Origin of the sequence: Plantibacter sp. CFBP 8798 (genome assembly GCF_014841195.1) — a bacterium.
GTDB lineage: Bacteria > Actinomycetota > Actinomycetes > Actinomycetales > Microbacteriaceae > Plantibacter > Plantibacter auratus.
Window position 1 is genome coordinate 604,663 of sequence record NZ_JACYTS010000003.1, and the last position, 20,277, is coordinate 624,939.

Sequence of the window (20,277 nt, forward strand, 5' to 3'; positions counted from 1 at the left end):
CGACCACACCGTGAGCCTAGCAAGAAGTATTCCAGATACACAAGGTCCAGAAGCATCATCGGAATATCGACGGCCGCAGCCGGGTTGCGTCCGGAGGCCGCGTCCTCCGCGAGCCGCATCCCCCACGAAAGGCATCACCCGTATGGATCTCTTCGCGCCCGTCCGACTCGGCGACCTCGAACTCGCCAACCGCGTCGTCATGGCCCCGCTCACCCGCATGCGGTCCGGAGCCGACGGCGTCCCCGGCGAACTCGTCGCAGAGCACTACAGCCAGCGCGCAGGGCTCGGGCTCATCATCACGGAGGGCACCTACCCGAGCGCCGAGTCGCGCTCCTACCCGGGCCAGCCCGGCATCGTCACCCCCGAGCAGGTCGAGGGTTGGCGTGGCGTCGCGAAGGCCGTGCACGGAGCGGGCGGGCTCATCGTCATGCAGCTCATGAACGGCGGCCGCGTCTCGCACACCGACATCACGGGCACCGACCGCATCGTCGCGCCGAGCGCGATCGCCATCGCCGGCGAGGTCCGGACGCCGGCGGGCGCCCAGCCGTACCCCGTCCCGCACGCGCTGAGCACCGAGGAGCTCGACACGGTCCGCGAGGAGTTCGTCCAGGCCGCCCGCAACGCGATCGAGGCAGGCCTCGACGGCGTCGAACTCCACGCCGCGAACGGCTACCTGCTGCACCAGTTCCTCTCCCCCGTCTCCAACGTGCGCGACGACCGCGCCGGAGGCAGCCCGGAGGCCCGCGCGTCGTACGTCGCCGAGGTCGTCAGCGCCGTCGCCGAGGCGGTCGGTGCAGCGCGCGTCGGCATCCGCATCTCCCCGATGAACGGCGCCGGTGACACGGCGGAGACCGACGAGGCCGACGTCCGCGCGACCTACGAGGCATTGCTCGACGCCCTGGCACCGCTCGGCCTCGCCTACGTCAGCATCCTCCACGAGGACCCGGCCGGCGCGCTCGTCCAGGACCTGCGTGGTCACTTCGGCGGCAAGCTCATCGTCAACAGCGGCTTCGGCACCGTCACGACGCGCGACGAGGCGATCGCCCTCGTCGAGCACGCGCACGCCGACGCCGTCGCCGTCGGGCGTCTCGCCATCGCGAACCCCGACCTCGTCGAGCGTTGGGCGGGCGAGCACGAGGAGAACACCCCGAACCCGGCCACCTTCTACGGCCCGGGCGCCGAGGGCTACACGGACTACCCGCGCCTCGCGAGCTGATCACGCTGAGGTGAGGCACCTCGTCGCTCGACACCTCGTCGGGCGACGAGCTGCCTCACCTCAGTCCGCCCGCGGCGCGTGCGACTCGAGGAACTCGTACACCTCGACGGAGTCGACCCCCGGGAAGGATCCGGTCGGCAGCGCGGCCAGCAGACTCGTCGGCGTCCGCGCCGCCGGCCAGGCCTTCCCCTCCCACCGTTCGGCGAGCGCCGGCGACGCCCGACGACAGCATCGCTCGTCGGGGCAGTTCGAGGTCGACCGATGCGGCGTCTCGCGTCCGCGGAACCACTTCACGTGCGCGAACGGGACGCCGACGCTGACCGAGTACTCGCCCTCCTTGGCCTTCTCGATCCGCGAGGTGCACCAGAAGGTGCCGGTGTCCATGTCGGTGTACTGATACCAGGGGCTGAAGCGGTCCTCGACGTCGAAGACGGTCCTGGCCGTCCAGTTGCGGCAGACGAGCGAGCCCTCCACTGCTCCGAGGACGTCGGACGGGAACGTCACCCCGTCGTTCTCGTACGCCTTGATGATCGTCCCCGACTCGTGCACCTTCATGAAGTGCACCGGCAGCCCGAGGTGCCTCGTCGCGAGGTTGGTGAAGCGGTGCGCGGCGGTCTCGTACGACACAGCGAACGCGTCGCGCAGGTCCTCCATCGAGATGCGCCGGAGCTGTTTCGCCTCACCGAGGACGCGCACGGCGTCACGCTCGGGCAGCAGGATGGCCGCCGTCAGGTAGTTGGTCTCGACGCGCTGGCGCAGAAAGTCCGCGTAGTTTCCCGGCTCCTCGTGTCCGCACAGGTGACTGGCGAACGCCTGGAGGATGGGGGAACGCGAATCACGGGACATCGAGGGTTCGGTCGGCAGGTAGATCCGACCGTTGCGCCGGTCGGTGACCGAGCGCGTCGAGTGCGGCAGGTCGCCGACGTAGTGGAGCGAGAACCCGAGGTGCTGTGCCATCTCCGCGACCGTCTGGTGCGAGACCGGCCCTCCGGTGTAGCCGACGGCGTCGAGCAGTCCTTTCGCGACGGCCTCGAGCTCGGGGAAGTGGTTGTCGGCCGCGCGCATGTCCGCCCGGAGGACGGCGTTGGCCCGGCGCGCCTCCTCGGGTGTCGCCGCTCGCTCCCGATGCAGGCGGGCGACCTCGTCGTGCAGCGCCAGCACGGTGCGCAGCGTCTCGTCCGCTGTCCCTTTCGAGACGCGGATGGGCGCGATCCCGAGGGCGGAGAAGACGGGCCCCCGCTGGGCACGCTCGACGGCGATCTCGAGCGCGGCCCGGTCGCTCGGCGGTTCGTCACGGAGGAGGTCGTCGACGGTGGTGCCGAGGGCCGCGGCGATGACGCGGAGCATCGACAGGCTCGGCTCCCGATGCCCGTTCTCGATCGCCGACGCCTGCGACGGTGCGCGGTCGATCGCCTGTGCGAGTTCGTCGAGGGTGAGGCCCGCACGGGATCGGGCCTCGCGGATCCGGCGACCGAGGACGAGGGCGTCCGCGTGCGGAGCAGGTCCGTCACCAGCGGTGGCGGAGACGGGTGGAGCAGCGGCGGTGCTGGTCATGGTGATCATGCTCACACGCGCCGGTTGTTCCGGCAAACAGAAGGTCGGCCGTTCTTCTGTCCACGGATGACGTCCGTCGGGGTTGCGGCGAGCGCAGGATCGTTCCCACAGCACGACCCGCCCCACCGACCTCGACACCACAGGAGTCATCGTGAGCAACGAAGCCACCCGACCGACCGACCACCGCACGCCCCTCCGCGCCGGCGACCAGACGCAGACGGCCGAGGAACTGCAGCGCGAGTGGGACACCGACCCGCGCTGGGACGGGGTCCGCCGCGACTACACCGCTGAGGACGTCGTCCGCCTGCGCGGCGGTGTCCGGGAGGAGCCGACGCTCGCCCGCCGAGGGGCGGAGCGCTTGTGGAACCTCCTCCACACCGAGGAGTGGGTGCCTGCCCTCGGCGCGCTGACCGGCAACCAGGCCGTGCAGCAGGTCCGGGCTGGCCTGCAGGCGATCTACCTCTCCGGCTGGCAGGTCGCCGCCGACGCGAACCTCTCCGGGCAGACCTACCCCGATCAGAGCCTCTACCCGGCGAACTCGGTTCCGGCGGTCGTCCGGCGGATCAACAACGCGCTGCTCCGGGCCGAACAGATCGACTTCGCCGAGCGAGCTGTCGGGGAGACGCCGGGACCCGAGGCGATCGACTGGCTCGCGCCGATCGTCGCCGACGCCGAAGCCGGCTTCGGTGGACCGCTGAACGCCTACGAACTCATGGCCGGCATGATCCAGGCCGGCGCCGCGGGCGTCCACTGGGAGGACCAGCTCGCGGCTGAGAAGAAGTGCGGCCACATGGGCGGCAAGGTGCTGGTACCGACGAGCCAGCACATCCGGACCCTCAATGCGGCCCGGCTGGCGGCGGACGTCGCCGGTGTCCCGACCATCGTCATCGCCCGCACCGATGCGCTGGCAGCAACGCTCCTCACGAGTGACATCGACGAACGCGATCTGCCGTTCCTGAACGGGAACCGGACCCCGGAGGGCTTCTACGAGGTGGAGAACGGCATCGGTCCGGTGCTCGCACGCGGCCTCGCCTACGCGGAGTACGCCGACCTGCTCTGGGTCGAGTCCGCGGAACCCGACCTCGACCTCGCCCGGCGGTTCGCCGAGGCCGTCCACGAGCGGTTCCCGGGCAAGCTGCTCGCCTACAACTGCTCGCCGTCGTTCAACTGGAAGTCGCTCCTCGACGATGCGCAGATCGCGTCCTTCCAGCGGGAGCTCGCCGCCATGGGATACGCGTTCCAGTTCATCACCCTCGCCGGCTTCCACGCGTTGAACCACTCGATGTTCACCCTGGCGAGCGACTACCGGGAGCGGGCGATGAGCGCCTACGTCGACCTCCAGGAAGCCGAGTTCGCCGCAGAAGCCAGCGGCTACACCGCCACCAAGCACCAGCGGGAGGTCGGTACCGGCTACTTCGACCTGGTCGCGACCGCCCTCAACCCCGGCAGCGCCACCCTCGCCCTCGCCGGATCGACCGAGGAACAACAGTTCCACTGATCCACACCAGCCCCGCCCTTCGACAAGCTCAGGGACCGCTCGAAGGACCCATCCGACGCACGACCATCCGAAACGGAGTCACCCCATGAACACCCTGCTCGCTTCCCCGTCCACACCCACCACCGGGCCGGTGCCCACGCAGCGCACCGGCCCCGCCATCGAGGTCGTCGGTCGTCTCGGTGACCGGTACGAGGAGATCCTCACCCCGGACGCCCTCGCCTTCCTCGCGGACCTGCACCAGCGGTTCGCGGGTGCGCGGCACGACCGCCTCGCCGAGCGCATGCGCCGACGCTTCGAGATCGGGAACGGCCGCGATCCGCGGTTCCGCGACGACACCGCGGCGATCCGGGAGGACCGCTCCTGGCGCGTCGCCGGCGCCGGGCCAGGTCTCGAGGACCGTCGGGTCGAGATCACCGGCCCCACCGATCCGAAGATGACGATCAACGCCCTCAACTCCGGCGCGAACGTCTGGCTCGCCGACCAGGAGGACGCGACGAGCCCGACGTGGGCCAACGTCATCGGTGGTCAGCTCTCGCTGCGCGACGCCGTCCGCGGTGAGCTGACGTTCACGAACGAGGCGGGGAAGGTGTACCGCGTCACCGCGACGGAGACACCGACGATCGTCATGCGACCGCGCGGCTGGCACCTCGTGGAGAAGCACCTGCGGTTCACCGACCGCTCCGGGGCGGCGATGGCGGCCTCGGGGAGCCTCGTCGACTACGGCCTCTACGTCTTCCACAACGCCCGCCCGCTCATCGACGCCGGCCGCGGGCCCTACTTCTACCTCCCGAAGTTGGAGTCGAGCGAGGAGGCGCGGCTCTGGGACGACGTCTTCACGTTCACCGAGGAACGCCTGGGTCTCGACCACGGCACGATCCGCGCCACCGTGCTCATCGAGACGCTGCCGGCGGCGTTCGAGATGGACGAGATCCTGTACGCGCTCCGCGACCACTGCGCTGGCCTCAACGCCGGCCGGTGGGACTACATCTTCTCGATCATCAAGAACTACCGGGGGCGCGGTGCCCGGTTCGTCCTGCCCGACCGCAGCGAGGTGACGATGACGGTGCCGTTCATGCGCGCCTACACCGAGCTCCTCGTGCAGACGTGCCACCGCCGCGGTGCGCACGCGATCGGCGGGATGTCCGCGTTCATCCCGAACCGGCGCGATCCGGAGGCGACGGCGCGCGCGATCGAGAAGGTCTCAGCCGACAAACGCCGCGAGGCGGGCGACGGATTCGACGGGACCTGGGTGGCGCACCCGGACCTCATCGAGACCGCGAGGGCCGAGTTCGACGCGGTCCTCGGCGATCGTCCGAACCAGCTCGACCGCCTGCGGGAGGACGTGTCGGTGACACCGGCGCAGCTCCTCGACGTCCGCATCGGTCGCGCGGTCACGGACGCCGGTCTCCGCGACAACGTGTCGATCGCCGTCCGCTACCTCGACTCCTGGCTGCGCGGGATCGGCGCCGCGGCGATCGACGGACTCATGGAGGACGCGGCGACGGCGGAGATCAGCCGATCGCAGGTGTGGCAGTGGATCCACCAGGACGTCGCGACCGACGACGGCCGTCCGATCACCCGTGAGCGGGTCGAGGGCCTCCTCGACGAGCTCCTCTCCTCACTCCCCCGCGCCGCGGACGACCGCTTCGACGACGCCGCCGAGCTGTTCCGCGAGGTGGCACTCCGCGACGAGTTCCCGACCTTCCTCACCGTCCCGGCGTACACGCGGTACCTCGTCGACCCCGCGTAGGTGCACCACGTCCACAACTCCTGCTCACCATGGACCGTCAACTCCGGCCCGCGCGCCATCCACGCGCGGCGGTCGAGGCCGTCGGTGCTGGAGCAGGAGTTGTGGACCGGCGCACGGCGGTTCCGGCGCCCTTGTCCGGTCCGCTCGGGCCCCCGTAGAGTCGGGCGTATGACCCGGAACGTGCAGGAAGCATCGACCGTCGGGACCATGTCGCCGGGTGGGCCGTCGTCGGCACTCCAGCAGGCGCATCGATGGAACGCCTCGAGCCGCTACGGCGCCTCGCTCGTGGCCATCGTCCTGGGCGGATACCTCGCCATGCGCGCCGGGCTGAACGTCATGTGGCTCCAGTCGGACGCCGACGTCATCGGCGCACTGCTCCTCCAGTTCTTCGTGGGCGGCGCGGTTCTCGTAGCCGGCGCCCTGATCGCCCCGGCCTCCCTGGCGCGCCGCGTGCTCGCCTCGGCCGTCGTCGTGGCCGGGCTCACGGTCCATGCGGTCGGGTCGGCGTCGGTGACCAACGCGACGCCGCCGTTCCTGCTCTACGGATCGATGTCGGTCACGATCGGCGCCTTCACCGCTGCCGCGGTCTGGTTGATCGTCCGTGGTCGATCCCTGCCGACCTTCGTCCTGCTCCTCGGGTTCGCCACCGTGCCACTGCTGACCGAGCGCCTGACCCACACCGGGTGGTCGGGCGTCACCCGAGACGACCTGCTCACGGCAGCCTCAGCCGCCATCGGCGTCGGGGTGGCCTGGGCGGCAGCGGCCGTCGACGGCGCCCGGTCCCGATAGGCTCCGCCCCCGACAAGGTCCGGTCCGCGTCACGCACTGTCCTCGCGACACCGGGTTCGGTACGCTCGGACTCGTGCCTGAATCGACTCCCACGCCCCGCCTGTCCACGAAGATCTCAGCGATCGCCGAGTCCGCCACGCTGAAGGTGGACGCGAAGGCGAAGGCGCTGCAGGCGCAAGGCCGACCCGTGATCTCCTACGCGGCGGGCGAGCCGGACTTCCCGACGCCCGAGCACATCGTCGAAGCGGCGCTCGTCGCCGCCCGCGACCCGAAGGCGCACCGGTACACCCCAGCGGCCGGCCTGCCGGACCTCCGCGCCGCCATCGCGGAGAAGACGCTCCGCGACTCCGGTCTCGAGGTCGACCCGAGCCGGGTCATCGTCACCAACGGCGGCAAGCAGTCGGTGTACGAGGCGTTCCAGGTCCTCCTGAACCCGGGCGACGAGGTCATCGTGCCGACGCCCTTCTGGACCACCTACCCCGAGGCCATCGCGCTTGCCGACGGTGTCGCGGTCGACGTCTTCGCCGACGCCTCGCAGAACTACCAGGTCACCGTCGAGCAGCTCGAGGCGGCGCGCACCCCGCGCACCAAGGTCCTCCTGTTCGTCTCCCCCTCGAACCCGACCGGGTCCGTCTACTCCCCCGAGCAGACGAAGGCGATCGGCGAGTGGGCGCTCGAGCACGGCATCTGGGTCATCACCGACGAGATCTACCAGAACCTCACCTACGACGGTGTCCGCGCGACGTCGATCGTCGAAGCGGTGCCCGAGCTCGCCGAGCAGACGCTCCTCGTCAACGGCGTCGCCAAGACGTACGCGATGACGGGCTGGCGCGTGGGGTGGACCGTCGGCCCGGCGGACGCGATCAAGGCGCTCGGCAACCTCCAGTCGCACCTCTCCGGCAACGTGAACAACATCGCGCAGCGCGCGGCGATCGCGGCCCTCACCGGTCCGCAGGATGCCGCTGAGGCGATGCGTGAGGCGTTCGACCGCCGCCGCAAGCTCATCGTCGGTGAGCTCAACAAGATCGACGGCTTCGAGACGCCGACCCCGCAGGGCGCCTTCTACGTCTACCCCGACGTCACGGCGCTGCTCGGCCGGACGTTCGGCGGGGTGACGCCCAAGACGTCGCTCGAACTCGCCGACCTCATGCTCGACCAGGCCGAGGTCGCGGCAGTGCCCGGCGAGGCGTTCGGGCCGTCCGGCTACCTGCGCTTCAGCTACGCGCTCGGCGACGACCAGCTCCTCGAGGGCGTCCAGCGCCTCCAGCGCCTGTTCGCATCCTGACCCGAGGTCCGCTCGCTCGTCCCCGGGCGAGCGGACCTCGCATCAGCGTCAGATCGTGACGCCGACCACGACGGGCTCGGGCTGCAGGAGGACGCCGAATTCGGCGTGGACGCGCGCCTGCACGAATCGCGCGAGCTCGGCGATCTCGGTGGCGGTCGCCCCGCCACGGTTCGTCAGGGCGAGCGTGTGCTTCGTGGAGACCGCAGCGTGCGATCCGGGGAGTGCGAACCCGCGACGGACGCCGGCCCGCTCGATCAGCCAGGCGGCCGAGAGCTTCGCGAGGCGCTCGGTCGGGGCCGGACGGGGCGGGTTGACGACCTCGCCGAGCGGGAAGACGTACTCGGTGTCGTCGTCGGCCGGCGGGTCGACGGGCCACCAGGGAGCATCGCCGGGGAGCGAGCGGGCGACGTGCTCCGACACGATCGGGTTCGTGAAGAACGACCCGGCGCTGGCGGTGTCGGGGTCGTCGGGATCGAGCACCATACCCTTCGACGTCCGGAGCGCGAGCACCGTCGTGCGCACCTGGGCCAGGCGGACCTGCTCGCCGACCTCCACGCCGAGCGCGAAGGCGAGCTGCTGATAGGCGATCGGTGCGGCCAGGCCGTCGGCGCCGACGTCGTCGAGGTCGAGGATGATCGCCACGACCACGCCGGAGCGCTCGGGCTCTCCGCCACCGTGGCGCTTCAAGACCGACGTCCGGTACCCGAGACCGAGCTCCGTGGCGGGAACGCGCTCGACGGTCTGCGACTCCTCGTCGAGCAGGTCGACGGCGACGAGCGACGACACGATCTCCTGCCCGTAGGCGCCGATGTTCTGGACGGGGGCCGCCCCGCAGGATCCCGGGATGCCGGAGAGCGCCTCGATGCCCGCCCAGCCGTGCTCCACGGTGAAGGCGACGAGCGCGTCCCAGTCCTCACCGGCCTGCACCCGCAGGCGGACACGGCCGGACGGCGCGTCGAGGCGTTCGATGCCGCGGTTGGCCGCCCGGATGACGGTCGCGTCGACGGGCTCGTCGCCGATCAGCAGGTTCGACCCGCCGCCGAGCAACAGCCACGGCTGGTCGGTGTTCCAGACGTCGAGCACGGCCTCGATCAGCGCTGCCTCGCTCGTGCACTCCGCGAAGGCTGCGGCGGGCCCGCCCACCCCGAGGGTGGTGAGCTCGCTCAGACGGATGGCGTCGTTCATGGTCCTCCGGGTCAGGCGAAGCTGACGACGAGCTGCGCCTTGCCGAGCACCGTCTGCTCGGCGTAGGTGACGGTGAGGTCGACGCGCGCGGTGCGGGCTTCCTCGTCGATCTTGCCGACCTTGGCGACGATCTGGAGGTCGGCGCCGGTCTCGGGGTCGACGACGACCGGTCGGGTGAACCGCACCTGGTACTCGAGCAGGCGACCGGGGTCGCCGATCCAGTCGACCACCGGCTGGGCCGCGATCCCCATCGTCAGCATGCCGTGGGCGAGCACGCCCGGCAGTCCAACGGACGCGGCGACGTCGTCGCGGTAGTGGATGGGGTTGAAGTCCCCGGAGGCGCCGGCGTACCGCACGAGGGCGTCGCGCGTCAGGTGGACGGTCCGCTCCGCGACGACGTCTCCGACAGCCGGCATGGTCGGGGTCTGCTGCACGTCGCTCATCCTTCGTCTCCTCGCACCACGAGCGTCGAGGTCGCGGTGACCACGGGCTCGCCGGTGGCATCGGTCATGACCGAGTCGCACGTCACCATCGAGTGGCCACCCAGGGACTTCACCGCGGTGACGGTCAGCTGCGCGGTGAGCTCGTCACCGGCGACGATCGGTCGATGGTGCACGAAACGCTGGTCGCCGTGGACCACCCGGCTGAAGTCGATACCTGCGTCGGGTGCGGCGAGCAGTTGCTGGAGCGTGTGCTCCTGGACGACGACGGCGAAGGTGGGCGGCGCCACGACGTCGGCGTATCCTGCGGCGCGGGCCGCCTCCGGGTCGAGGTTGATCGGGTTCGTCGCGAAGACGGCCCGCGAGAACTCGCGGATCTTCTCGCGTCCGACCAGGTACGGGGCGACGGGCGGGAAGACCCGACCGGCGAGCTCTGGGTTCACTGACACGCCCTCAAGCCTACCCGCTGCCCTGGCTCGCCGACCGGGCACGGACGGACCGGCAGCGGCCCGTCAGGAGCGCTTGATCGCCTGGAACACCATGCGGATGGCGATGACCACGAGGAACGCCGCGAAGAGCAGGTTGCCGACGAACGGCGGGACGACCGACGCGACGATGGCGCCGAGGGCGGTGGTCGTGCAGGCGGCGATGCCGATGATCGCTGCGGCCGTCAGGTCGACGTTGCCTCGCCGGACGTTGCCGATGGTGCCGGAGATCGCGGTCGGCACCATCATGAGCAGCGAGGTGCCTTTGGCGATGAGGTCGCTCGCGCCGAACAGCAGGATGAGCATCGGCACGACGACGACCCCGCCGCCGATGCCGAGCAGCCCCGACAGGACACCGGTCAGGAAGCCGAGCACGATGAGGCCGATGATCGAGCCGACGTGCAGGTCGATCTCGGCCGTGCGAGACGGGACGATGAGGAACAGCGAGACCACCACGACGAGCAGGAAGCCGATGAAGCCCCACTGGAGCGCCTTCTTGGGGAGCTTGGAGAGGAGGTAGCTGCCGAGTTGTGCCCCGCCGATCGCACCGATCGCCAGGAGGATCGCCGCCACCCAGTCGACGGTCCCGTTCACCGCGTAGGAGAGGACGCCGACGAGCGAGGTCGGGACGATCGCCGCGAGTGAGGTCCCCGCGGCGAGCCGCTGGCCGAAGCCGAGCAGGAAGACGACGGCGGGGACGATGAGGATGCCGCCGCCGACGCCGAACAAGCCGGAGAGGAATCCGGCGGTCAGTCCGATGCCGATGAGCCAGGCGATGCCCGACGGGGAGCGGACCGGACGGCCGGTCGAGTCGCTCCCGCTCACTGCGCGCTGGAGCCGGACAGCGCCGTCTCGAGCGAGGGCGTCGTGCGAGCGGTACCGGCGTCCAGGAGTGACCAACCGGTGTCGGTCGCCTCGATGACCGACACGGAGCAGTTCTCCAGCGGAGGGACCGTCGTACCCGAGAGGTGGCTGAGCGTGAGACGGATGAGCGTTCCGTGGCTGACCACGAGCACGTTCTGGCCGGGGAAGTCACGGGCGATGGCGTCGATGCCGCGGACGCCGCGTTCGATCACCGACTCCTCGGACTCGAGGTTCGGGTACTGGTGGTCGGGCCAGTTCTCGAGGACCATCTGCGCCGTCGCGCCCTCGGCGTCGCCGTAGTGCCGCTCGATGACGTCGGGATAGGACGGGCCGAGCTCCAGTCCGAGCGCGTCGGCGATGATCTGCGCGGTCTCGCGTGCGCGCCCCAACGGGGAGCTGACGACGACATCCCAGGTGCCGGTGAGCCGAGGGGCGACCGTCGCCGCCTGCTCCCGCCCGGTGTCGTTCAGGGGGATGTCCGTCGTGCCCTGCAGCCGTCGTTCGAAGTTCCAGGCGGTCTGTCCGTGACGGATGAGGGCGATGGTCATGTCTCAAGCCTAACCGGCGTCGGACCGAGGTCTTCCGGCCTTCACCGCGACACGGAGCTCACTGCTCGTCGACGGCGTCCTTCGCCCATCGGATCCGGATGGGTCCGCGGACCGTCGCGCGGTCGACCGCCTCGTCGCCCTGTGTGATCCGCACCCGGCCTTCGTCGACCAAGAGCCACGCGACCCGGCGGGTGTCGTCCATCAGCGCTCGCCAGTCGTCGCCACCGACCGCTCGTGCGACGTCGGACGGACAGATGGACGAGGTCGCGGCCCGCTTCCCCAGCAGGTCGAGCATCGTCGACTCCAGGAGGTCGTCGTCCACGGCTGCCGCCGGCGTCGGGTCCGGTGCGGCTTCGTCGGTCATGGTCCCAGTATGCGCGCGCCGCTAGGCGAGGCCGGCGTGCCGGGACAGATCCGCATGCTGCGCGACGAACGCCCGGGCCAGGCGCTTCGTGACGCCGAGTTCGGCGACGAGATGCTCGAGGTCCGGTGCCCAACGCGCGATGGCTCGGAACTCGTCGAGGTCGATGAGGTTCGACGCGGCGAAGCGGTCGGCCTGCACCTCGTGCTTCGGTCGGTCGTCCTCGTGGCCGAGCACGCAGTGCGCGATGCCATGGGCGAGGGCGTTCCGCCGATGCACGGACCGGAGCGACTCCTGGATGACGATCGTGTGCGCGGACGGCAGCCAGCGCTCGTGGGACACCCGCAGGGGCCGGAAGATCACCGCGAGACCGAGCTCCTCCGCGTGCGCATACGGGTCGTAGGCGCGTCCACGCTCACGGGGCTTCCGGCTCGGGTTGCTCCAGTTCTCCATCGGTGATTGCCGCCCCACGTTCCCCCTCCAACTGCTCCGTCGTCCACGACGCAGCTTCCCTCTGCCGGCGTCTGCGATCCAGCTCGTCATTCGTAGCAGTGGTGTCCGACACGGGAGCCACACGCTCGTCGTCGCTCGCCTGCAGTTCGGCCTCGATCCGGGTCATCCCCCCGACCGCTTGCAGGGCGTCGGCCAGGAGTCGCACCGGATCGGCACCGGTCGCGGCGCAGAGCGTGACGAAGGTCGGGCCACTGATCTCGCTGCGACCGGCGAGGACACGTTGCAGCGTCGTCGGACTCATCCCCGTCGCCTCAGCCAGGGCGCGCTGATTCATGCGTCGCCGCTTGTAGGCGGCCACGAGTTCGTCCGCCAACGCCTGATTGACCATCGCCTCTGCTGCGTTCACGTTCCGATCGTAGCCAGAAACCCTGTCACGAACGGCAGAAAAGCTGCCTCATGCGCTCTATAGTGTCACCTCCGACCTGAATGATGCCAGATGAGACAACTTCTGGGAACCATCCGGGTCGCATACCACCACCCACGACGCCTGAGGAGGCACCATGACCAAACACCGGACATCACCGGAACCACCACCAACACCACCGACGCCACCGCCCGTCCCGTTTCCGGCACAGCGGATCATCCGCACCGTGATCCAGACGACCGCGGCCGTGATCCTGAGCTCGGTGGCCTGCGTCACGACCGCGAGCATCATCGCGCCACAACTCCTGGAGGCGATCCGAGAACTCCTCCCGGACGACGTCTACGCCTGGGCGGCGGCAGCAGTGGCCACGACGGCGGCGATCGCCGCAGCACTGGCCCGCATCATGGCGATCCCCGGCGTGAACGGCTTCCTGACCAGGCTGAGCGCAGGATCCGCACCTCGCCACGCTCGACTCGATTCAGACGTCGAATCTGCCACTGGAGAAAGAATTTCAGGATGAATCGGCAAGATGAACTGGACAAGTTGACGAGATGGTCGTAAAGTCTCTCTCGAACACACGTTCGAATGTCGGAGGACACTTCCTCCATCAACAGAAAGGAGGGCTCATGGGCCTGAAGTACCAATACCCGTACGACCTCAGTCATTACGACAGCAGCGACGGGTACAACGCTCCACGAGCCGGCGGCTCAAACCATCGGGGTGCCGACTTCAACGGCTTCCCGGAGGGCACGCCGATTCCCGCGGTCGCAGCCGGAACCGTCGTCGAGAACTACCGGAGCGGAGGGCTCGGATGGCTTGTCGTCCTGGCGCACTCTGACGGTGCGTTCTCGGGGTACTGCCACATGTACCAGCAGTCCCCGCTCGCCATCGGCACCGCCGTCACGCGAGGGCAGATCCTCGGAGGAATCGGTGACACCGGCGAGTACTCCGAAGGCGCCCACCTCCACCTCACCATCGGGCTCAACCAGTCCGGCGCGACGGGCGGAGGCTCCCACTGGATCGATCACACCGATCCGATCCAGTTCATCAACGATCGCCTCAACGGCGACGACCCAGGCAACACCGGCGGACCGACCGCCCCGACTCAGGAAGAAATCGACGAAATGGCAGCTACGAAGAACGCATCGATCGTCCGCGACTACCAGAAGGAGAACGCGGGCACCCTCGCGATCGCCCTCGTGTACCCGGACGGCAAGGCCGTGAAGCTCGCGGGCAACATGGACGTGGACGGAGCGATCACCGCTCACGTGCAGGTCTACGGCATCTCGCCCACCAACCCGAACAACACGGCACTGCGCGACAAGTACGCGTCCCAGCTGACCACTGCTCAGTGGAACGCGTTCTGGGCCGTCTACCCGGGCACCAAGATCGGCTTCTGAGCCGAGGAGCCCCACCCGATGCCCCCGAGCAGACCGTAACTGCTCGGGGGCATCCCCATCGGCACCACGAAAGGAGCCTCATGGTTCTCAAGTATCAGCACCCGTTCGCTCAGATCGACCTCGCCGACGGCTGGGGATCGATGGCCGGCGGACGGACCCAACCGCACCGCGGGCTGGACTACCAGCCCGGCGCCGGAGCCGCGATCCCGGCGGTCGCAGCGGGCGTCGTCTCCGCCAACCGGTGGAACGCGGCCCTGGGGAACGTCCTGGTCATCGCCCACCCCGACGGCATGTACTCGGGCTACTCGCACCTGGCGGCCGCCTCACCGCATCAGGTCGGCGCGGCGGTCGTCCGTGGTGAACCCGTCGGCGTCGTCGGGAACACCGGATCCGCCTCCAGCGGAGCCCATCTGCACCTCACCATCACCTTCACCGCGGACGGCACGTGGAACAACGCCGACATCCGCGTCACCACCGATCCGTATCCGTTCATCAACGCTCGCCTGAACGGCGAGGACCCCGTCCAACCACTCAAGGAGTCAGACATGCCCAAGATCATCAGCGTGCCAGGCGGCACCATCGCACTCGTCACCGAGACGTTCGGCACGATGTACACCTCCACCAGCGGCGGGCAGGGGTTCTCCATCGCCGCCAACACGAAGGCGTACGGGCAGGTCACCGGCCTGACCCAGGACCAGGTCACGACGCTCGTCGCCGAGGCGAACGCCCGAGGCCAGCGCATCGCCGACCTCGTCGCGGCCGCGCGGTAACCCAGGCCGGAATGGAGGAAGCCCCCGAGCAGACCGTAACTGCTCGGGGGCTTCCTCCATTCTGCACCGTGCACGTCTCGTGCACAGCGCCCAGGCTCGATGCTCAGGCGAACTGCGCGTAGAACGCGTCAGGGTCGTGGGCGAGCGAGGCCTTGACCATGGCGCTCCAGTCGTCGACGACGACCTCGGAAGCGCCGTCCGCGACGCCGTCGAGGCTCGCCCGCGCGACGTCCGCGGGGTCGACCATGGGGCCGTCGTAGCCGGCCATGATGTCGGTGTCGGCGGCCCCGAGGTGGAGGCCCTGCACCGTGATGCCCTTCGAGGCGAGTTCCAAGCGGACCGCGTTCGTCATGTTCCACTCCGCCGCCTTGGCAGCTGCGTATCCGCCGGAGCCGGGGTGGGCGAACCAGCTCAGGGCGGAGAGCACGTTGACGATCGTCCCTCCGCCGTTCGCCTCGATCACCGGCGCGAACGCACGCACCATGGCGAGGTTGCCCCAGTAGTGCGTGTCCATCTCCCGCCGAGCGTTCGCGAGGTCGTCGGTCAGCATCGAGCCCTGCGTCGCGATCCCGGCGTTGTTGACGAGCAACGTGACGTCGGTCGCGATCTCGGCCGCCGCAGCGACGGACGCCTGATCGGTGATGTCGAGCTGCAGCACCTCCACGCCCGGGATGTCGACGAGGTCCGGGCGCCGCGCGGTCGCGTACACCTTCGAGGCGCCGCGCTCGAGCAGCTGCACGACGAACCTGCGTCCGATGCCCCGGTTCGAGCCGGTGACGAGTGCGACGGATCCTGCAATGTCCATGATTCCCTTCCGCGTGCGGGTCGATCCCGCAGCAGCCTGGTTAGGCTAAGACCTCACATCAATGTCAGGTGCAAGCCAGGAACGGAAGATCGATGCGCATCGGAGATCTCGCGGCTCGGACCGGGGTGAGCGTCCGCTCGCTCCGCTACTACGAGGAGCAGGGGCTGCTTACCGCCATCCGCACGACGAGTGGCCAGCGGACCTATGAACGAGCGGCGGTTGAACGCGTCGAGCTCGTGCAGCAGCTCTTCGCCGCCGGCCTGCCGAGCCGCACGATCGTCCAGCTGCTCCCCTGCGTCGATGCCGGTGTCGCGACGCCGGAGTCGCTCGAGCTGCTCCGGACCGAACGCGACCGCATCACCGCGCAGATGGCCGACCTCGAAGCAGCACGCGCCCGCTTGGAAGCGGTCATCGACATCACCCTCCACCCGACGCCGGAGCACTGCCCCGCCCTGCGGGAGGATCGACTCCCAGACCTTGATGCCGCCTGAGCGCCGCCCGCGCAGCTGATGCGGGCGGCGCTCAGGACCGACGTTCGGGTTCCGTCACGAGGAGTGCGAACGTCCGGGATCGGACTCGGCCCGCGCCTCCGTGATCCCGCACCACTCGGCGATGAACAGCGCGATGGACTTGGTGATGCGGCGGACCGACTCGATGCTCACGCGTTCGTCGTACCCGTGGATTGCCTCCGAGATCGGGCCGTACACCAGCGCGGGGATCCCGGCGTACTGGGTGAAGACCCGGCCGTCCAGGTAGCCGGGGGTCGTGAAGGTGCGCAACTCGTCGCCGAACACCTCGCGGTGCGTGCCCCGGAGGACGTTCTCGGCGTCGCTGCCCTCGTCGAGGACGTACCCCTCGGCGAAGAAGCCGTTGCGGGTGGTCCTGGCGGTGATCGGGTGCCCATGCTCGTCGTCGACGACCGTGGCCAGGTGGTCGGTGATCTCCGTCCACGCGTCTTCGGCGGTCACCCCCGGGTACAGTGCCACGCGCAAGTCGACCTCGCACCAGGCGGGGACACTGGATGCCCAGTCTCCACCGGCGATCTTGCCGAGGTTGAAGTTGATGGGGTGTTCGAGATCCTCGAAGTACCGGTGCGAGTCCTTCTGCGCATTCCACCGGTCCTCGAGCTCCCGCAGCCGACCCACGACGTGGTGAGCGGCGTCGATGGCGTTGAAGCCGGAGGACATCTCGCGAGGGTGGGTGGGTTTGCCAGACACTCGGAGCCGGAACCAGATGACGCCGACGTTGGCGCGGACGAGCATGTCCTCCTCGGGCTCGGGGATGACGACGGCCTCAGCCGTGTACCCGCGCTGCAGTGCGGCCAGCGACCCGTTCCCGGTGCACTCCTCCTCCACGACGGACTGGAAGTGGATGCGCCCGGCTGGGCTGAGCCCCGCCCGACGGATGGCGTCGAAAGCGAACAGGTTGGCGACGAGACCGGCCTTCATATCCCCGCTACCCCGCCCGGTCAGCCAGTCCCCGTCGATCCGCGAGTCCCACGGGGACGTCGCCCATTCGCTCTCCGGACCCGTGGGGACGACGTCGATGTGACCGTTCAGGATGAGGGAGCGGCCGGCTTCCAACGCGGGGTGGTAGGTGCCGACGACGTTGTCCACGTCGTCGTAGGAGACGTCGATGATGCCGGCGCCCTCATGCGACGCGATGTCGTCGACGTCCAGCTCCCAACGGTCCATCTCGAGGCCGCGATCCTGCATCGCCGCGAACATGAGGTCCTGCGCGCTGCTCTCCTCCGTTCGGAGCGAGGGGTGGCGGACGAGTTCCTGCGTGAAGGCGAGCTGTGCGTCGAACCCGGCATCCACCTCGGCGAGGATGCGTTCACGGGTGGCGTTGTCGAGTGTCATGCGGGTGACCTTTCGGTGTCGGCGGTGACGACGGCGTCTCGGATCCGGAGACGCTCTCCGATGAGACCGCCGACCGCGGTGATGAGGGATACGGCGACGAGCAGGAGCGCAGCGGACCAGGACTGGTTGCCGCTGGACGCGAGGAACGCCGTGGCGATGAGCGGCAGGAAACCACTGATGGCGCCGGCGAGGTTGTAGCCCAGCGCGACACCGCTGTACCGGAGGTGCGGCGGGAACAGATCGGTGAGCAAAGCGCCGGTGACGGCGTACGCGAGGGTGATCAGGAGGATACCGATACTCACTGCGGCGATGATCCCGATCGGGTTCTGCGTGTCGATGAGCCAGAAGAGCGGGAAGGCGGCTGCGGCGGTGAGGAGCGCACCGAACAGGGTCATGCGCCCGGGACCGAACCGTTCGGCGAGCCGCCCCGAGAAGATCGTCATCGGGATCTGCAGCACGGCGGCGACGAGCGTCGCATTGACCATCACCCCGCGGTCCACGCCGAGGGTGTTCGAGCCGTAGCTGACGACGAAGGTGGTCATCAGATAGAACCCGCCGACGCCGAGGAGGGCGGCCGCGATGGCGACGAGCAGGCGACCCCAGGCCTTCGTGAACACCTGCAACGCCGGGACCTTGACCCGCTCCTCCTGTTGGACGAGCTGCGTGAAGACCGGCGACTCCTCGACCTTGAACCGGATGTAGAGGGCTACGGCGAGCAACGGGAACGCGCCGAGGAACGGCAGGCGCCATCCCCAGGCGTCGAACGCCTCGGCCGGCAGGAGGAGGACGAGCGCGAAAGCACTGGAGGAGAGCAGGGTTCCCACTGGCGAACCGATCTGCACGAGTGCCGCGTACCGTGCACGCTTCTCGATGGGCGCGTGTTCCACGGCGATGGTGACCGCGCCGCCCCACTCCCCGCCGACGGCCAGACCCTGCACGAGCCGGAGGATCGCGAGCATGACGGGCGCCGCCACTCCGACGGCGAGGTAGTCGGGGAGTACACCGATGAGGCCGGTCGCGACGCCGATCATGACGATCGTCACCAGCAGCGCCGGGCGACGGCCGAACCGGTCGCCGATGATCCCGAACACGAACGCACCGATGGGGCGTGCTGCGAATCCGACGCCGAAGGTGGCGAACGCGGCGAGCGTCGCTGCGGTCGCGTCGAGGTCCGTGAAGAACAGGCGGTTGAAGACGAGGGCTGCTGCAGTGCCGAAGAGGAAGTAGTCGTACCACTCGAGCGCCGTGCCGACGAACGCAGCCCCGGCGATGCGCCGCGCGTCCTTCGAGCTGACGTGGACGGGAGCGGTGGAGCGCGGGGATGAGCGTTGCGTCATGAGTGCCTCCGGAAGTCGGGATGGGGACCTGCGCTTCAATACTCCGAAGGCGCTCGCCCGGTCGCAATGCCACCCTGCATCGTCTTGGGCCCTCTAATGTGTGCATATGCACACCACAGCGCTCCGCGACGTCGCCGACCGATGCCGCGGCCGCCTGTCCAAGATCGCCGAGGAGTACGCGCAAGAGGTGCGCCGACTCCCTGGGTACGCAGTGGCGACGGTGACGGACGACGAGCTCTCCCGCACCGCCCGCGAGGTCCTGGACCTCCTCATGCGGATGCTCGCGGGCGACGACGTCCGCGGCACGCTGAGCGCTGTCTCCGAGCGGGTCGGGAGGCATCGCGCACAACAGGGCCTCGCACTGGACTCGCTCCTGCGGGCAGTCCGGATGGACTTCCGGTTCCTCTGGGAGGTGCTCCGCGACGAGGCGGATGCGGACGAGGTCCTCGCGCTCTCCGAGGAGGTGGCCACGGTCTGGGAGGCGGTCGAGGTCCACACCAGCCACATCCAGGCCGCCTACATCGACGAGCTCGTGTCGATGAACCGGCAGTTGGAGCTCGAACGGGCCTCATTGCTCCGGCGCCTCCTCGTCGGCGAGACGAGCGACCCGACGCAGCTCGCACACCTGGCGTCGGCGCTCGGCCTGCCGGTCCTCGGCCGGTATCGGGTCCTCGTGGCGGCCCCGCGCTTCGCGGACGCCTTCCGACGCTGGGCGAAGGAACACGTGGCAGGTGCCGACCTGCACGTGATCGACGGCACGCAGTTCCTCATCGTCGAGCGATCCGGGCCGCGGACGCCGCCCGAGGCCCGGCTACAATCCGCGCCGGCGGGCCTGTCGCCCACCATCGACGGACTGGCGGGCCTCGGCGTCGGCTGGCAGATCGCCCGCCGTCTGGCCGACGAGGTGACGGAGCCGCAGAACGCCGCGACGCTGCTCACCCACTGGCCGATGCTCGTCGAGGAGGGCCTCGGCGAGGCCTGGCCGATCGCTCGTCGTGAACTCACGAGCCGACTCGACGCACTCTCGGCGGGGAAACGGAGTGCCATCGTCGACACGGTTCGTGCCTACCAGTCTTCCGGATCGATCGGCGACACGGCTTCCCGACTCTTCGTCCATCGCAACACCCTCCTGAAACGCCTGCAGCGGTTCACCGAGCTCACCGGTCTCGACCCCACGGTTCCGTCCGACGCCGCGCTCATCACCCTGATCCTCGCGCGGCCGTAGCGTTCCATCGCGGCTACCATGTCGAT

Annotated in this window: 22 protein-coding genes; 10 read left to right on the top strand and 12 right to left on the bottom strand. The window is 69.4% G+C overall.

Annotated elements, in window-relative coordinates:
- Positions 1 to 142 precede the first annotated feature (142 nt).
- The gene (locus IFU30_RS15365; protein ID WP_192005875.1) at positions 143 to 1,216 is read left to right on the top strand and encodes an alkene reductase; all 1,074 of its coding nucleotides are present in this window, start codon (positions 143 to 145) and stop codon (positions 1,214 to 1,216) included.
- A gap of 60 nt (positions 1,217 to 1,276) precedes the next feature.
- Here IFU30_RS15365 and IFU30_RS15370 read toward each other — a convergent pair whose 3' ends face one another.
- The gene (locus IFU30_RS15370) at positions 1,277 to 2,770 is read right to left on the bottom strand and encodes a helix-turn-helix transcriptional regulator (RefSeq protein WP_192005877.1); all 1,494 of its coding nucleotides are present in this window, start codon (positions 2,768 to 2,770) and stop codon (positions 1,277 to 1,279) included.
- A 151-nt stretch (positions 2,771 to 2,921) separates the two neighbouring features.
- Between IFU30_RS15370 and aceA the strand changes: the two genes are divergently transcribed.
- The 4 genes from aceA (at position 2,922) to IFU30_RS15390 (ending at position 8,092) form a co-directional block, all read left to right on the top strand.
- Positions 2,922 to 4,268 (top strand): isocitrate lyase, encoded by a 1,347-nt coding sequence (gene aceA / locus IFU30_RS15375; protein WP_192005878.1) that lies wholly within the window; start codon positions 2,922 to 2,924, stop codon positions 4,266 to 4,268.
- Positions 4,269 to 4,353: 85 nt separating this feature from the next.
- Positions 4,354 to 6,018 carry a malate synthase A gene (aceB, locus tag IFU30_RS15380; protein WP_192005880.1) on the top strand — a complete coding sequence of 555 codons (1,665 nt, stop codon included), beginning with the start codon at positions 4,354 to 4,356 and terminating at the stop codon, positions 6,016 to 6,018.
- 168 nt (positions 6,019 to 6,186) lie between these two features.
- Entirely contained in the window at positions 6,187 to 6,807 is a 621-nt protein-coding gene (locus IFU30_RS15385) for a hypothetical protein (protein ID WP_192005882.1), read from the top strand.
- Between the two features lie 73 nt (positions 6,808 to 6,880).
- Entirely contained in the window at positions 6,881 to 8,092 is a 1,212-nt protein-coding gene (locus tag IFU30_RS15390) for a pyridoxal phosphate-dependent aminotransferase (protein ID WP_192005884.1), read from the top strand.
- 48 nt (positions 8,093 to 8,140) lie between these two features.
- On the opposite strand, the gene IFU30_RS15395 is transcribed toward IFU30_RS15390, so the two are convergent.
- The 8 genes from IFU30_RS15395 to IFU30_RS15430 form a co-directional block, all read right to left on the bottom strand.
- Entirely contained in the window at positions 8,141 to 9,277 is a 1,137-nt protein-coding gene (locus IFU30_RS15395) for a UDP-N-acetylmuramate dehydrogenase (protein ID WP_192005886.1), read from the bottom strand.
- Positions 9,278 to 9,288: 11 nt separating this feature from the next.
- Complete coding sequence (locus IFU30_RS15400; protein WP_249404838.1) at positions 9,289 to 9,720, bottom strand: MaoC family dehydratase; 432 nt, start codon at positions 9,718 to 9,720, stop codon at positions 9,289 to 9,291.
- On the bottom strand, positions 9,717 to 10,166 hold the full coding sequence (locus IFU30_RS15405) for a MaoC family dehydratase N-terminal domain-containing protein (RefSeq protein WP_085512810.1): 450 nt from the start codon (positions 10,164 to 10,166) through the stop codon (positions 9,717 to 9,719). Before IFU30_RS15405 ends, IFU30_RS15400 begins: the two co-directional genes overlap by 4 nt.
- 63 nt (positions 10,167 to 10,229) lie before the next feature.
- The gene (locus tag IFU30_RS15410) at positions 10,230 to 11,027 is read right to left on the bottom strand and encodes a TSUP family transporter (RefSeq protein ID WP_192005888.1); all 798 of its coding nucleotides are present in this window, start codon (positions 11,025 to 11,027) and stop codon (positions 10,230 to 10,232) included.
- Positions 11,024 to 11,614 carry a histidine phosphatase family protein gene (locus IFU30_RS15415; RefSeq protein ID WP_124767362.1) on the bottom strand — a complete coding sequence of 197 codons (591 nt, stop codon included), beginning with the start codon at positions 11,612 to 11,614 and terminating at the stop codon, positions 11,024 to 11,026. Before IFU30_RS15415 ends, IFU30_RS15410 begins: the two co-directional genes overlap by 4 nt.
- A gap of 58 nt (positions 11,615 to 11,672) precedes the next feature.
- A complete protein-coding gene (locus IFU30_RS15420; RefSeq protein WP_192005890.1) occupies positions 11,673 to 11,978 on the bottom strand; it encodes a DUF3253 domain-containing protein in 306 nt (101 codons plus the stop codon).
- A 21-nt stretch (positions 11,979 to 11,999) separates the two neighbouring features.
- Complete coding sequence (locus IFU30_RS15425; protein WP_192005892.1) at positions 12,000 to 12,446, bottom strand: ImmA/IrrE family metallo-endopeptidase; 447 nt, start codon at positions 12,444 to 12,446, stop codon at positions 12,000 to 12,002.
- On the bottom strand, positions 12,391 to 12,834 hold the full coding sequence (locus IFU30_RS15430) for a helix-turn-helix domain-containing protein (RefSeq protein WP_192005894.1): 444 nt from the start codon (positions 12,832 to 12,834) through the stop codon (positions 12,391 to 12,393). The genes IFU30_RS15425 and IFU30_RS15430 overlap by 56 nt, the downstream gene beginning before the upstream one ends.
- 244 nt (positions 12,835 to 13,078) lie before the next feature.
- Here IFU30_RS15430 and IFU30_RS15435 point away from each other — a divergent pair, with 244 nt between their 5' ends.
- The 3 genes from IFU30_RS15435 (at position 13,079) to IFU30_RS15445 (ending at position 15,022) form a co-directional block, all read left to right on the top strand.
- Entirely contained in the window at positions 13,079 to 13,372 is a 294-nt protein-coding gene (locus IFU30_RS15435) for a hypothetical protein (protein WP_192005896.1), read from the top strand.
- Positions 13,373 to 13,478: 106 nt separating this feature from the next.
- Positions 13,479 to 14,252 carry a M23 family metallopeptidase gene (locus IFU30_RS15440; RefSeq protein ID WP_192005898.1) on the top strand — a complete coding sequence of 258 codons (774 nt, stop codon included), beginning with the start codon at positions 13,479 to 13,481 and terminating at the stop codon, positions 14,250 to 14,252.
- Between the two features lie 80 nt (positions 14,253 to 14,332).
- The gene (locus tag IFU30_RS15445) at positions 14,333 to 15,022 is read left to right on the top strand and encodes a M23 family metallopeptidase (RefSeq protein WP_192005900.1); all 690 of its coding nucleotides are present in this window, start codon (positions 14,333 to 14,335) and stop codon (positions 15,020 to 15,022) included.
- Positions 15,023 to 15,125: 103 nt separating this feature from the next.
- On the opposite strand, the gene IFU30_RS15450 is transcribed toward IFU30_RS15445, so the two are convergent.
- Positions 15,126 to 15,827, bottom strand: coding sequence for an SDR family oxidoreductase (locus IFU30_RS15450; protein WP_192005902.1), 702 nt, complete (start codon positions 15,825 to 15,827; stop codon positions 15,126 to 15,128).
- A gap of 92 nt (positions 15,828 to 15,919) precedes the next feature.
- Here IFU30_RS15450 and IFU30_RS15455 point away from each other — a divergent pair, with 92 nt between their 5' ends.
- Positions 15,920 to 16,318, top strand: coding sequence for a MerR family transcriptional regulator (locus IFU30_RS15455; RefSeq protein WP_192005903.1), 399 nt, complete (start codon positions 15,920 to 15,922; stop codon positions 16,316 to 16,318).
- 54 nt (positions 16,319 to 16,372) lie between these two features.
- Here IFU30_RS15455 and IFU30_RS15460 read toward each other — a convergent pair whose 3' ends face one another.
- Together IFU30_RS15460 and IFU30_RS15465 are read right to left on the bottom strand one after the other, a co-directional pair.
- Entirely contained in the window at positions 16,373 to 17,689 is a 1,317-nt protein-coding gene (locus IFU30_RS15460) for an ArgE/DapE family deacylase (RefSeq protein WP_192005905.1), read from the bottom strand.
- Complete coding sequence (locus IFU30_RS15465; RefSeq protein ID WP_079706684.1) at positions 17,686 to 19,026, bottom strand: MFS transporter; 1,341 nt, start codon at positions 19,024 to 19,026, stop codon at positions 17,686 to 17,688. Before IFU30_RS15465 ends, IFU30_RS15460 begins: the two co-directional genes overlap by 4 nt.
- A gap of 106 nt (positions 19,027 to 19,132) precedes the next feature.
- On the opposite strand from IFU30_RS15465, the gene IFU30_RS15470 reads away from it, so the two are divergent.
- Positions 19,133 to 20,251: a PucR family transcriptional regulator gene (locus tag IFU30_RS15470; protein WP_082915928.1), complete on the top strand. Its 1,119-nt coding sequence runs from the start codon at positions 19,133 to 19,135 to the stop codon at positions 20,249 to 20,251.
- The last annotated feature ends 26 nt before the right edge of the window (positions 20,252 to 20,277 follow it).

What these genes read in the sequence shown, in the direction of transcription:
- IFU30_RS15365 (WP_192005875.1), top strand. Translation starts at nt 143, where the DNA reads ATGGATCTCTTCGCGCCCGTCCGACTCGGCGACCTCGAACTCGCCAAC.
- IFU30_RS15370 (WP_192005877.1), bottom strand. Translation starts at nt 2,770, where the DNA reads ATGACCAGCACCGCCGCTGCTCCACCCGTCTCCGCCACCGCTGGTGAC.
- aceB (WP_192005880.1), top strand. Translation starts at nt 4,354, where the DNA reads ATGAACACCCTGCTCGCTTCCCCGTCCACACCCACCACCGGGCCGGTG.
- IFU30_RS15385 (WP_192005882.1), top strand. Translation starts at nt 6,187, where the DNA reads ATGACCCGGAACGTGCAGGAAGCATCGACCGTCGGGACCATGTCGCCG.
- IFU30_RS15395 (WP_192005886.1), bottom strand. Translation starts at nt 9,277, where the DNA reads ATGAACGACGCCATCCGTCTGAGCGAGCTCACCACCCTCGGGGTGGGC.
- IFU30_RS15400 (WP_249404838.1), bottom strand. Translation starts at nt 9,720, where the DNA reads ATGAGCGACGTGCAGCAGACCCCGACCATGCCGGCTGTCGGAGACGTC.
- IFU30_RS15415 (WP_124767362.1), bottom strand. Translation starts at nt 11,614, where the DNA reads ATGACCATCGCCCTCATCCGTCACGGACAGACCGCCTGGAACTTCGAA.
- IFU30_RS15420 (WP_192005890.1), bottom strand. Translation starts at nt 11,978, where the DNA reads ATGACCGACGAAGCCGCACCGGACCCGACGCCGGCGGCAGCCGTGGAC.
- IFU30_RS15440 (WP_192005898.1), top strand. Translation starts at nt 13,479, where the DNA reads ATGGGCCTGAAGTACCAATACCCGTACGACCTCAGTCATTACGACAGC.
- IFU30_RS15445 (WP_192005900.1), top strand. Translation starts at nt 14,333, where the DNA reads ATGGTTCTCAAGTATCAGCACCCGTTCGCTCAGATCGACCTCGCCGAC.
- IFU30_RS15450 (WP_192005902.1), bottom strand. Translation starts at nt 15,827, where the DNA reads ATGGACATTGCAGGATCCGTCGCACTCGTCACCGGCTCGAACCGGGGC.
- IFU30_RS15455 (WP_192005903.1), top strand. Translation starts at nt 15,920, where the DNA reads ATGCGCATCGGAGATCTCGCGGCTCGGACCGGGGTGAGCGTCCGCTCG.
- IFU30_RS15460 (WP_192005905.1), bottom strand. Translation starts at nt 17,689, where the DNA reads ATGACACTCGACAACGCCACCCGTGAACGCATCCTCGCCGAGGTGGAT.
- IFU30_RS15465 (WP_079706684.1), bottom strand. Translation starts at nt 19,026, where the DNA reads ATGACGCAACGCTCATCCCCGCGCTCCACCGCTCCCGTCCACGTCAGC.
- IFU30_RS15470 (WP_082915928.1), top strand. Translation starts at nt 19,133, where the DNA reads ATGCACACCACAGCGCTCCGCGACGTCGCCGACCGATGCCGCGGCCGC.